The organism is Streptomyces longispororuber, assembly GCF_024448165.1.
Classification (GTDB): domain Bacteria; phylum Actinomycetota; class Actinomycetes; order Streptomycetales; family Streptomycetaceae; genus Streptomyces; species Streptomyces longispororuber_A.
Window position 1 is genome coordinate 1 of sequence record NZ_JAMOLN010000279.1, and the last position, 10,945, is coordinate 10,945.

Genomic DNA, 10,945 nt, shown 5'->3' on the forward strand with positions numbered 1-10,945 from the left:
GGGCGTGGCGGGACACGTCGGGCTTCCGTGCTCATGCCTCCCCGTTTCCTCAGCCTGCGTGCGCGTCACTCTAACGGGCCCGGCCAGGTCAGGGGACAACCAGTCCGCAGGCTCGGCCGATCTGCCCGGATCGTCCCTCTACCCTGCGGTAATCGGGTCTGGCAGGCTTCGGCCATGACACCGCGCGCCGCCGACCGGGCCCGCTTCGACCGGGCCACCGCACACCTCGACGCCCCCGTGGCGATCGTCGATCTGGACGCCTTCGACGCCAACGCCGACGATCTCGTGCGACGGGCGGGCGGCAAGCCGGTCCGGGTCGCCAGCAAGTCCGTGCGGTGCCGCGCCCTCCTCGAACGGGTCCTGGCCCGCGAGGGCTTCGCCGGGATCATGTCGTTCACGCTGGCCGAGTCGGTCTGGCTGGCGCGGTCCGGGTTCGACGACGTGCTGCTCGCCTATCCGTCGGCCGACCGGGCCGGGTTCGCCGAGCTGGCCCACGACCCCAAGCTGGCCGCCGCGGTGACCGTGATGGTCGACGATCCGGCGCAGCTGCGGCTCATCGACGACGCCCGGGACGGCGGACGCGAGGAGATCCGGGTCTGCCTGGAGCTCGACACGTCGTGGCAGGTGCTGGGCGGGAAGGTCCGGATCGGGGCGCTGCGCTCGCCGTTGCGGACGCCGTCCCAACTGGCGGAGCTGGCGCGGACGGTGGGTGAGCGTCCCGGGTTCCGGCTCGTGGGGATCATGGCGTACGAGGGGCACGTGGCGGGGGTCGGCGACTCGGTCGCCGGGCGGCCGCTGCGGTCCCGGGCGGTCCGGCTGATGCAGGCGGCGGCCCGCAAGGAGCTGGCGGTGCGGCGCGCCGAGGTGGTGCGGGCCGTGCGAGCGGTCGCCCCGGACCTGGAGTTCGTGAACGGCGGCGGCACGGGCAGCGTGCAGCACACCGCCGCGGAGGACGCCGTCACCGAGATCGCCGCCGGTTCGGGCCTGTACGTGCCGCGGCTCTTCGACAACTACACGTCGTTCAGCGGGCGTCCGGCCGCGCTGTTCGCGCAGCCCGTGGTGCGCCGGCCCGGGGTGGGCGTGGTGACCGTGCTGGGCGGCGGGTATCCGGCGTCGGGTGCCGCGGGCGCCGACCGGCTGCCGGTGCCGTATCTGCCGGAGGGACTGCGCTACGACCCGCAGGAGGGTCCCGGCGAGGTGCAGACGCCGCTGCTGGGGGCGCCCGCCGACGATCTGCTGATCGGGGACAAGGTGTGGTTCCGGCACGCCAAGGCCGGTGAGCTGTGCGAGCGGTTCGAGGTGCTGCACCTGGTGCGGGGCGACGCGGTGACCGAGACGGTGCCCACGTACCGCGGCGAGGGCTACACGTTCCTGTAGCCGGCCAGTCGTCTCAGCGGTCTCGGTCGGCTCGGTCGGCTCAGTCGTCCGGGCCGACGCTGCTGCCCACTCCCCCGCCGCCCGCGCCGCCCAGCGGCCTGATGCCCTTGACGATCCTGTCGAGGTCGGCGAGCGGCGGCGCCTCGGCGCTCGCGTCGAGGGTGCAGCGCACCGCCACCAGGGCCTGGGAGCCGACGCTGGACGGGAACACCACCGACTGGACGTAGCCGCCGGGCCCCTTGGCGGTCGTCACCTTCCAGCGCACGAGGTAGCCCGCGCGCCCGGCGACCGCCAGCTGCCGGGCGGCGACGACCTTGTGGGACTTCATCCCGCCGAAGGGCCGCTGCCCCACGGCGTTCGTGTCGTACGCGAGGTCGGCGGCGTCGGCGACGTCCTTCGCGGCGAGGTCCGCCAGGTCCTTCTCGTCCGTGCCGGTCACGGTGCTCGTGGCGACGGTGCCGCGACGGCACACGCCGTCGTCGAACGGGCAGGTGTAGGTGAGCGGGGTGGTGATGAGGACGTCGTGGTCGGCGACGTACTTGGCCTTCTCCCAGCCGTCGAGCACGGGCAGCGTGATGCCGTTGAGCTGGTCGGTGGCGCGGGAGGCGTCCTCCGTGGGGGACGGGGCCGCGCTGCTCGTCGAGGGCTGCGTGGGGGGCTCGGACGTCTCGGGTGCGGCGGTCGTGGTCGCGCTCCGTGCCGCGGGCTCGTCCGACCCGTCGTTGACGACGAGGACGACGCCCGTGACGATCGCCGCGACGAGCGCGACCCCCGCCGCGGCCAGGGCCAGGACCTTGCCGCGGCCCCCGCCCGGCGGCGGTGGTGCCATCGGGACCGGGGTCTGCGGCTGCCTGCGGTGCTGGGTCCACGCGGCCCCGTCCCACCAGCGTTCGGTGGACGGGGCCTTCGGGTCCGGGTACCAGCCGGGCGGGGGCGACGCGGGACTGCTCATCCGGGCACTGTAGGCCGCGCCCGGAAGATCAGTACACCGAGTCCACCTGATCGGGCACGACCGAGCCGTCGTCGCGCAGCAACGGCCCGAAACCGCCCTCCGGCTTGTTGTAGGAGGCCGTCGAGCACGGGTACGTGCCGGTCTTCCAAGGCAGCGGCTCGATGAACATGGGGTTGGCGACCCAGCGTCCGTCGGCGTTGTCGTAGGCCCGGCACATGATCTCGTTCTTGTTCCGGTTGAGGACGAGGTGCGCGCCGGTGGCGTCGCCGACGAAGGTCACGTCGGTGTCGGCGTCCCCGCCGCCGAGCGCGATCCGCTTGCCCCAGCGCTGCTCGTCCCAGGCCGACTTGCCCTTGATCTTGTAGATGTCCTGGTTGATCCAGCAGCGCTTGCCGTCGATGTATGGGATGGCTTCGCCCTGGGTGCGGCCGACGCCTCCGCAGCCCTCGTTGTAGGTGGTGATCCGGCCCCTGGAGTCGAGCACGGAGCGGATGGCGACGGTGTGCTCGCGGTCGATGCCGACGCCCTTCGACCAGACCTCGGTCACGGGCTCGGAGCCCGCCGACACGATGTAGACGTCGAAGCCGGCCTTCTGGAGCGTGCGGATCAGGTCGCGCTGCTGCTCGTAGTAGCGGACGTAGCCGGGGATGGTGTGGGTGCCGAGCTGCTGGGTGGCGCCGACGGGGGCGGCGAGGGCCTCGGACCTGGCGGCGGCCGCGTACGACTCCAGCTCGGGGACGGTGTGCCCGGCGAACAGCTGCGGGACCCAGGCGTACTGCGGCACGGTGCGCCGGTGGTTCCAGTCGCCCGCGAAGGCGGCGGCGCCGCTCATGGTCTTCCCGGACTCGCGGATGTTGAAGATCTCGTCCGTGCAGTCGGTGTCGGTGGAGGTGGGCAGCGGGGCGCCGACGGGGACGCCGGTGCCGCAGGCCGTGGTGAGCGCCTTGGCGGCGTCGTCGGTCATCCACTTGCTGGACTTCTGCCAGCTCGCGGGGTGCAGGATCTTGTCGTGCTTGAGCGCCCAGGCGATGGTGGCGTCGGTGACGTCGTTCTTGGAGACGGTGTTGTCCCAGTCGAAGGCGGCGACGGGGCGCGGGCCGTGGTGGCCGTGGCAGGTTCCCCGCTCGTCGATCATGCGCTGGAGTTTCGCCCGGTTCTCGCCGTACCACGGCAGCTTCTTCGACAGCTGCGGGCAGGCGCGGTCGGTGGTGGGCGCGGACGTGGCGGCGGCCGCAGGAGAGACGAGAGCCGTGGCCACCAGTGCGGTGACCACGGCCGAAGTCCACGCGGCAACATTTCTGTTACGCATGCCTGGGGACCGTACACCTATCTGACGGGTCCCCTACAGAGGCGTGACGTACGCGCCCGAAATCCCGCCGTCCACAAGGAAGTCGGTGGCGTTCACGAATGCGGCGTCGTCGCTGGCGAGGAACGCGACGGCGGCCGCGATCTCGTCCGCCTCGGCGAACCGGCCGACCGGAATGTGCACGAGGCGGCGCGCCGCCCGCTCCGGGTCCTTGGCGAACAGCTCCTGCAGGAGCGGGGTGTTGACCGGTCCCGGGCAGAGGGCGTTCACGCGGATGCCCTCGCGGGCGAACTGCACGCCCAGTTCGCGGGACATGGCGAGCACGCCGCCCTTGGATGCGGTGTACGAGATCTGCGAGGTGGCCGCGCCCATCCGCGCCACGAAGGACGCCGTGTTGATGATGGAGCCCCTGCCCTGCTCGCGCATGTAGGGGATGGCGGCCTTGCAACACAGGTACACGGAGGTGAGGTTGACCTCCTGGACCCGCTTCCACGCCTCCAGGCCCGTGTCGAGGATCGAGTCGTCGTCGGGGGGCGAGATGCCGGCGTTGTTGAAGGCGATGTCGACCGAGCCGTACGTGTCGTACGCCGCCTTGAACAGGGCCTCGACCTGCTCGGCGTCGGTGACGTCGACCTGGACGAAGGTGCCGCCGACCTCCTCGGCCGCCTTCTTGCCCGCGGTCGCGTCGATGTCGCCGCAGACCACGTGCGCGCCCTCGGAGGCGAGGCGGCGCGCGGTGGCCAGGCCGATGCCGCTGCCGGCGCCGGTGATGACGGCGGTGCGGCCGACGAGGCGGCGGCAGATGATCTCTTCGGTCATAGGGCTCTCATGCCTCCGTGCTGATGAAGACGTTCTTGGTTTCGGTGAAGGCGGTCAGGGCGTCGGGGCCCAGCTCGCGGCCGAGGCCGGACTGCTGGTAGCCGCCGAACGGGGTCCAGTAGCGCACGCTGGAGTGCGAGTTGACGGAGAGGTTCCCGGCGCGGACGGCGCCGGAGACGCGCAGCGCGCGGCCCACGTCGCGGGTCCAGATGGAGCCGGCGAGGCCGTAGGAGGTGTCGTTGGCGAGGCGGACGGCGTCCTGTTCGTCGGTGAAGGGGAGCAGGACGGCGACCGGGCCGAAGATCTCCTCGCGCGCGGCGGGCGCGTCGGGCGCCTCGCCGGTGAGCACGGTCGGCGGGAACCAGAACCCGGGTCCGGTCGGGGCGCTGCCGCGGATCGCGGGGGCGTCGTCGGGCACGAAGTGCCGTACGCGGTCCAGCTGGCGGCGCGAGATCAGCGGGCCCATCCCGGTCTTCTCGTCGGCGGGGTCGCCCACGACGACGGCGCGGACGGCGTCCGCGAGCAGCTCGGTGTACTCCTCGTACACCGATTCCTGGACGAGGATGCGGGTGCGGGCGCAGCAGTCCTGGCCGGAGTTGTCGAGGAACGCGAACGGGTCGGCGGCGGCCCGGAGATCGGCGTCGGCGAAGACGATGTTCGGGCTCTTGCCGCCGAGTTCGAGGGTCACGCGCTTCACGCGGTCGGCGCACTTGGCCATGATCGACCTGCCGACCGGGGTGGAGCCGGTGAAGACGATCTTCGCGACGTGCGGGTGCTCGACGAGGGCGTCGCCGGCGACCGGGCCCTCGCCGGGCAGGACCTGGAAGAGGCCCTCGGGCAGGCCCGCCTCCAGGGCCAGTTCGGCGAGCCTGAGCGCGGTGAGGGGGGTCGTCTCGGCGGGCTTGAGCAGGACCGCGTTGCCCGCCGCGAGGGCGGGGGCGGTGCCCCAGGCCGCGATGGGCATCGGGAAGTTCCAGGGGGCGATGACGCCGACGACGCCGAGCGGTTCGAGGATCGTGATGTCGAGGCCGCCCGCCACCGGGATCTGCCGGCCGTTCAGCCGCTCGACGCCACCGGCCGCGTAGTCGAGGAGGTCGCGGACGTTGCCCGCCTCCCAGCGGGCGTTGCCGATGAGGTGGCCGGCCTCGCGGACCTCCAACCGGGCGAGTTCTTCGAGGTGTTCGTCGACGGTGGCCGCGAAGCGGCGCAGGAGGCGGGCCCGGTCGGCGGGGGCCGCGGCGGCCCAGCCGGTCTGTGCGGCGCGGGCCCGGGCGACGGCGGCGTCGACGTCCGCGCGGGTGGTGGCCGGGACGGTCGCGACGACCTCCTCGGTCGCCGGGTTCAGTACGTGGAGCAGCTCACTCAACGGGCGATCCTCACATGCGTTCGAAGGAGCGGCGCAGCTCCCAGTCGGTCACCGCGGCGTCGAACGCGTCGAGCTCGACCCGCGCCATGTTGCGGTAGTGGGCGACGACCTCGTCCCCGAAGGCGGCCTTGGCGATGGGGCTGTTCTCCCAGAGCTCGGCGGCCTCGCGGAGGGTGGTGGGGACGTGCGCGTACTCGGCGGTGTAGGCGTTCCCTGGGCAGGCGTCAGGAAGTTCGAGCTTCTGCTCGACGCCGTACAGGCCGGCCGCGACGAGTCCGGCGACGGCGAGGTGCGGATTGACGTCGCCGCCGGGCAGCCGGTTCTCGAAGCGCAGGGAGCGGCCGTGGCCGACGACGCGGAGCGAGCAGGTGCGGTTGTCGTGGCCCCAGGCGACGGCGGTCGGCGCGAAGGAGCCCGGCTGGAACCGCTTGTAGGAGTTGATGTTCGGGGCGTAGAGGAGGGAGAAGTCGCGCAGGGCTGCGAGCTGGCCGGCGAGGAAGTGCCGCATGAGGTCGGTCATGCCGCCGTGGCCCTTTGCGGGCGCCGCCATGGCGTTGCGGCCGTCGGCGTCGGCGAGCGAGAGGTGGATGTGGCAGGAGTTGCCCTCGCGCTCGTTGTACTTCGCCATGAAGGTGAGCGAGACGCCCTCCTGCGCGGCGATCTCCTTGGCGCCCGTCTTGTAGATGGCGTGCTGGTCGCAGGTGACGAGGGCCTCGTCGTAGCGGAACGCGATCTCGTGCTGGCCCGGGTTGCACTCGCCCTTGGCGGACTCGACGGTGAGGCCCGCGCCCGCCATCTCGTTGCGGATCCGACGCAGCAGCGGCTCGATGCGGCCGGTGCCGAGGACGGAGTAGTCGACGTTGTACTGATTCACCGGGGTGAGTCCGCGGTAGTTCGCGTCCCACGCCTGCTCGAACGTGTCCTTGAAGACGATGAACTCCAGCTCGGTGCCGACCTGGGCGGTGAGCCCGAGCTCGGCGAGCCGCTCCAGCTGGCGGCGCAGGATCTGCCGGGGCGCGGCGACGACGGGCGAGCCGTCCTCCCAGGTGAGGTCGGCGATCAGCATCGCCGTGCCCTCGTTCCAGGGGACGCGGCGCAGGGTGGCGAGGTCGGGGCGCATGGCGAAGTCGCCGTAGCCGCGGTCCCAGGAGGACATCGCGTAGCCGTCGACCGTGTTCATGTCGGTGTCGACCGCGAGGAGGTAGTTGCAGCCCTCGGTGCCGTGCTCCAGGACCTCGTCGAGGAAGAACCGGGCGGCGAACCGCTTGCCCTGGAGCCGCCCTTGCATATCCGGGAAGGCCAGGACGACAGTGTCGATCTCGCCGCTCGCGACGAGGGCGTGCAGCTCCTCGACGGCGAGCGGGGGTGTGCGGTCTGCCACGGGAAAAGCCTCCTTGGGGATGCTTCTGGTCGGCCGATAGCCATAAGGTATTGCTCAGAACCATTGCTTGGGAAGGGGGTCGGACCTCATGTCGCACGGGGAACCCGTGAAGGACGCCGGGCGCGCGGGCGCCGACGGCGGTCTCGCGACGGTGCTGCGTCCGGTGCGGGCGGGCAACGGCTTCGAGGAGGCGCTCGAACAGGTCCTCCAGGTCGTCCGGCTCGGTCTGGTGCCGGGCGGCGAACGGCTGCCGTCGGAGCGGGAGTTGGCGGACCGGCTCGGGATCAGCCGGGTGACGCTGAGGGAGGTCCTGAAGGTGCTGCAGGACCAGGGGCTCGTCGAGTCGCGGCGCGGGCGGTACGGCGGCACGTTCGTGCTGCCGCGACCGGAGGCGGCCGGCGAGGACGAGCTGCGGCGCCGCATCCGGGGCGTGGACGTGGAGGACGTGCTGCGCTTCCGCGAGGTCCTGGAGGTGGGGGCGGCCGGGCTCTGCGCGGCGCACGGGCTCGACGACGAGCGGGCCGGGCGGTTGCGCGCGGCGCTCGCCGACACGCACGACGCCCCGCTCGCGGACTACCGCCGCCGGGACACCCTGTTCCACCTCACCCTGGCCGAACTGTGCGGCTCCCCCTCCCTCGCCGCCCAGTACGCGGCGGTCCGCGCGACCGTGAACGACCTCCTGGACTGCATCCCGCTGTTGGTACGGAACCTGGAGCATTCGCAGCGCCAGCACACCGCCCTGGTGGAGGCGGTGCTCGACGGGGACGCGGACGGGGCACGGGAGATGACGCGCGAGCACTGCGCGGGCACGGCCGCCCTGCTGCGCGGCTTCCTGACGTGAGGCGAGGCTTAACACCCGGGTAACGCACGGGGCTTGCTTTGTGCGCACGCTCCCCGCAAAGGTATGGATCCATTCCATTGCACGTCCGATCCGGACCGGGGAGCAGTCGCGCATGACCGTGGACACCCAGAAATCCCTTCCCGTGGAGGGCGACGACTATCTGGAGCGCAGGACACTGCGCCGGGGCAGCGCGGGCTGGCTGCTGCTGACCGGGCTCGGCGTCGCCTACGTCGTCTCCGGTGACTACTCGGGCTGGAACTTCGGCCTCGCGGAGGGCGGGTTCGGCGGGCTGGCCATCGCGATGGCCCTGATGGGCGTGATGTACGCCTGCATGGTGTTCTCGCTCGCCGAGCTCTCCTCCGTGCTGCCGACGGCGGGCGGCGGCTACGGCTTCGCGCGCCGGGCGCTCGGGCCGTGGGGCGGGTTCCTCACGGGCACGGCGATCCTCATCGAGTACGTCCTCGCTCCGGCCGCCATCTCCATCTTCATCGGGGACTACGTCGAGTCGCTCGGCCTCTTCGGCCTCACGTCGGGCTGGCCGGTGTACCTGGCCTGCTTCGTCGTCTTCATCGGCATCCACCTGTGGGGCGTCGGCGAGGCGTTGCGGTTCAGCTTCGTGGTGACCGGGATCGCGGTGGCGGCGCTGCTCGTGTTCGCCGTGGCGGCGTTCACGGACTTCGACGCGTCACGGCTGAACGACATCCCGGTGGACGGCTCCGCGTTCGGCGCCAACTCCTGGCTCCCGATGGGGGTGCTGGGGATCTGGGCGGCGTTCCCGTTCGGGATGTGGTTCTTCCTGGGCGTGGAGGGGGTGCCGCTGGCGGCCGAGGAGACGAAGGACCCGGCGCGCACGCTGCCGCGGGCGATCCGCTGGTCCATGGCGATCCTGGTGGTCCTCGCCCTGCTGACGTTCTTCGCGTCGGCGGGGGCGCGCGGTTCCGCCGCGCTCCAGGAGGCGGGCAACCCGCTGGTGGCGGCGCTGCAGCCGGGCGGCGAGGCGACGGCGTGGAGCCGCATCGTGAACTACGCGGGCCTCGCGGGCCTGGTGGCGTCCTTCTTCTCCCTCATCTACGCGGGCTCGCGGCAGCTGTTCGCCCTGTCCCGGGCGGGGTACCTGCCCCGGTTCCTGTCCCTGACGAGCCGGCGCAAGGCGCCTTACCTCGGACTGCTCGTGCCGGGTGCGATCGGCTTTGCGCTGGCCGCCGCGACGGGGGACGGTGCCCGCATGCTGAACGTCGCGGTGTTCGGCGCGACGATCTCGTACGCTCTGATGTCCTTGTCGCACATCGTGCTGCGGCGCCGGGAACCGGGGCTCGCGCGGCCGTACCGTACGCCGGGCGGTGTGCTCACGTCCTCGGTGGCGCTGGTCCTCGCGTGTGCGGCGCTCGTGGCGACCTTCCTGGTCGACGTGACGGCGGCGCTCATCGCGCTCGGCGTGTACGCGGTCGCCGTCGGGTACTTCGGCGCGTACAGCCGCAAGCGGCTGGTGGCACGGGCGCCGGAGGAGGAGTTCGCCGCGCTCGCCGCGGCGGAGGCGGAGCTGGCACGGGAATGAGTACGAGTGAGGTTGGGGAGCACGGCACCATGGTGAGCAGGCCGCTGATCGGCATCAGCACCTACCTGGAGAAGAACGCCCGCTGGGGTGTGTGGGAGCTGCCCGCGGCGCTGCTGCCCGTGGGATACCCGCAGCTCGTGCAGGCGTCGGGCGGGCTCGCCGCGATGGTGCCGCCGGACGACCCGAAGCACGCGCCGTCGGTGGTGGCGCGGCTCGACGGGGTCATCGTCGCGGGCGGCCCCGACGTCTCCCCCGACCGCTACGGCGCCGAGCGCGACCCGCGGACGGGACCGCCGGCCGCCGAGCGGGACACCTGGGAACTCGCCCTGATCCGGGCCGCGTTGACCTCGGGCACGCCGCTGCTCGGAATCTGCCGCGGCATGCAGCTGCTCAACGTCGCGCTGGGCGGGACCCTGACGCAGCACGTCGAGGGCCATGTGAAGGAGACCGGGGTGTTCGGACGGCACACGGTCACGTCGGTGCCCGGGACCCGGTTCGGGGACCTGGTGCCGGAGCCGTCCGACGTGCCGACCTATCACCATCAGGCGGTCGACCGGCTCGGCCGGGGCCTGGTCGCCTCGGCGCACGCGGACGACGGCACCGTCGAGGCGGTCGAACTCCCCGGCATGTCCTGGGTGATGGGCGTCCAGTGGCACCCCGAGATGGGCGACGACGCCCGGGTCACCGAAGGCCTGGTACGAGCGGCTTCGACGCCCCACGGTTTCTGAGGCGCTGCCGCAGCCAGCCGACGGCGGCCTCGCCCTGCGCCCGCTGGAACGCCCGCAGCGTCGGCAGGCCCGGCGGGGCGGGGCGCGCGGCGTGCGCCAGGAAGTAGCCGGCCAGTCCGGCGAGGCACCGGGTGACGCCGTCCGGGTCGGCCGCCCGGCCCAGCGGGTGCTCGGTGAACAGGGCTTCGGGGTCGGGGCCGCCCTGGGCGCGGACGCACGGCAGCATCAGGAGCAGGTCGAACCAGGGGGCGGCGCGCACGGCGTGCGGCCAGTCGACGAAGACGACGCCCTCCGGGGTGAGCAGCATGTTGTCGGCGCGCAGGTCGGCGTGGGCGAGGGTGTCGCCGGTGGCGAACTCGGCCCAGGGCGCGGCCAGTTCGGCGAGGGCCGGCGCGTTGCGGGCGGTCCAGGGGTCGAGGTCCGCGCCGTCGACCCGGCCCTTGTCGACGAGCCGGCGCCAGCCGTCGAAGTTCCCGCCGAGGGCGTCGGCGACGCGGGGGGCGGCGAGCGGGGCGGGGGTGAGCCTGCGGGACAGCTCGCCGACCGCGTCCAGGACACGCCGCAACTCCGCGCCGTCCCAGGGCACTTGGGGCTGGCGGCCCTCGACGTCCGCGAAGGCG

Annotated in this window: 10 protein-coding genes; 4 read left to right on the forward strand and 6 right to left on the reverse strand. The window is 72.6% G+C overall.

Annotated features, from left to right (window positions below; translation table 11 throughout):
- Positions 1 to 174: 174 nt before the first annotated feature.
- A complete protein-coding gene (locus tag M4J07_RS43410) occupies positions 175 to 1,377 on the forward strand; it encodes an amino acid deaminase/aldolase (protein ID WP_255982000.1) in 1,203 nt (400 codons plus the stop codon).
- A gap of 40 nt (positions 1,378 to 1,417) precedes the next feature.
- Here the strand turns inward: M4J07_RS43410 and M4J07_RS43415 are convergent, their stop codons facing one another.
- From M4J07_RS43415 to M4J07_RS43435, 5 genes are read right to left on the reverse strand one after another with little or no spacing between them, the layout of a single operon-like run.
- Entirely contained in the window at positions 1,418 to 2,329 is a 912-nt protein-coding gene (locus M4J07_RS43415; RefSeq protein WP_255982003.1) for a DUF2510 domain-containing protein, read from the reverse strand.
- A 28-nt stretch (positions 2,330 to 2,357) separates the two neighbouring features.
- Positions 2,358 to 3,638: a haloacid dehalogenase-like hydrolase gene (locus tag M4J07_RS43420; protein ID WP_255982006.1), complete on the reverse strand. Its 1,281-nt coding sequence runs from the start codon at positions 3,636 to 3,638 to the stop codon at positions 2,358 to 2,360.
- Positions 3,639 to 3,671: 33 nt separating this feature from the next.
- Positions 3,672 to 4,454, reverse strand: coding sequence for a 3-oxoacyl-ACP reductase (locus M4J07_RS43425; RefSeq protein ID WP_255982008.1), 783 nt, complete (start codon positions 4,452 to 4,454; stop codon positions 3,672 to 3,674).
- A gap of 7 nt (positions 4,455 to 4,461) precedes the next feature.
- Positions 4,462 to 5,820 carry an aldehyde dehydrogenase family protein gene (locus M4J07_RS43430; RefSeq protein ID WP_255982011.1) on the reverse strand — a complete coding sequence of 453 codons (1,359 nt, stop codon included), beginning with the start codon at positions 5,818 to 5,820 and terminating at the stop codon, positions 4,462 to 4,464.
- Positions 5,821 to 5,830: 10 nt separating this feature from the next.
- Positions 5,831 to 7,201 carry a glutamine synthetase family protein gene (locus tag M4J07_RS43435; RefSeq protein ID WP_255982013.1) on the reverse strand — a complete coding sequence of 457 codons (1,371 nt, stop codon included), beginning with the start codon at positions 7,199 to 7,201 and terminating at the stop codon, positions 5,831 to 5,833.
- 88 nt (positions 7,202 to 7,289) lie between these two features.
- Between M4J07_RS43435 and M4J07_RS43440 the strand changes: the two genes are divergently transcribed.
- The 3 genes from M4J07_RS43440 to M4J07_RS43450 all read left to right on the forward strand — a co-directional run bounded on the left by M4J07_RS43440 (position 7,290) and on the right by M4J07_RS43450 (position 10,325).
- Positions 7,290 to 8,042 (forward strand): FadR/GntR family transcriptional regulator, encoded by a 753-nt coding sequence (locus M4J07_RS43440; RefSeq protein ID WP_255982015.1) that lies wholly within the window; start codon positions 7,290 to 7,292, stop codon positions 8,040 to 8,042.
- A 112-nt stretch (positions 8,043 to 8,154) separates the two neighbouring features.
- The gene (gene eat / locus M4J07_RS43445; RefSeq protein ID WP_255982018.1) at positions 8,155 to 9,597 is read left to right on the forward strand and encodes an ethanolamine permease; all 1,443 of its coding nucleotides are present in this window, start codon (positions 8,155 to 8,157) and stop codon (positions 9,595 to 9,597) included.
- Positions 9,598 to 9,626: 29 nt separating this feature from the next.
- Complete coding sequence (locus tag M4J07_RS43450; RefSeq protein ID WP_255982020.1) at positions 9,627 to 10,325, forward strand: gamma-glutamyl-gamma-aminobutyrate hydrolase family protein; 699 nt, start codon at positions 9,627 to 9,629, stop codon at positions 10,323 to 10,325.
- Here M4J07_RS43450 and M4J07_RS43455 read toward each other — a convergent pair.
- The coding region (locus M4J07_RS43455) for a phosphotransferase (protein ID WP_255982022.1) at positions 10,279 to 10,945 on the reverse strand (667 nt) is incomplete at its 5' end. The genes M4J07_RS43450 and M4J07_RS43455 overlap by 47 nt on opposite strands.

Bases quoted from the DNA above. Each gene is read 5' to 3' on its own strand.
- M4J07_RS43410 (WP_255982000.1), top strand. From the start codon at position 175: ATGACACCGCGCGCCGCCGACCGGGCCCGCTTCGACCGGGCCACCGCA.
- M4J07_RS43415 (WP_255982003.1), bottom strand. From the start codon at position 2,329: ATGAGCAGTCCCGCGTCGCCCCCGCCCGGCTGGTACCCGGACCCGAAG.
- M4J07_RS43420 (WP_255982006.1), bottom strand. From the start codon at position 3,638: ATGCGTAACAGAAATGTTGCCGCGTGGACTTCGGCCGTGGTCACCGCA.
- M4J07_RS43425 (WP_255982008.1), bottom strand. From the start codon at position 4,454: ATGACCGAAGAGATCATCTGCCGCCGCCTCGTCGGCCGCACCGCCGTC.
- M4J07_RS43440 (WP_255982015.1), top strand. From the start codon at position 7,290: ATGTCGCACGGGGAACCCGTGAAGGACGCCGGGCGCGCGGGCGCCGAC.
- eat (WP_255982018.1), top strand. From the start codon at position 8,155: ATGACCGTGGACACCCAGAAATCCCTTCCCGTGGAGGGCGACGACTAT.
- M4J07_RS43450 (WP_255982020.1), top strand. From the start codon at position 9,627: ATGGTGAGCAGGCCGCTGATCGGCATCAGCACCTACCTGGAGAAGAAC.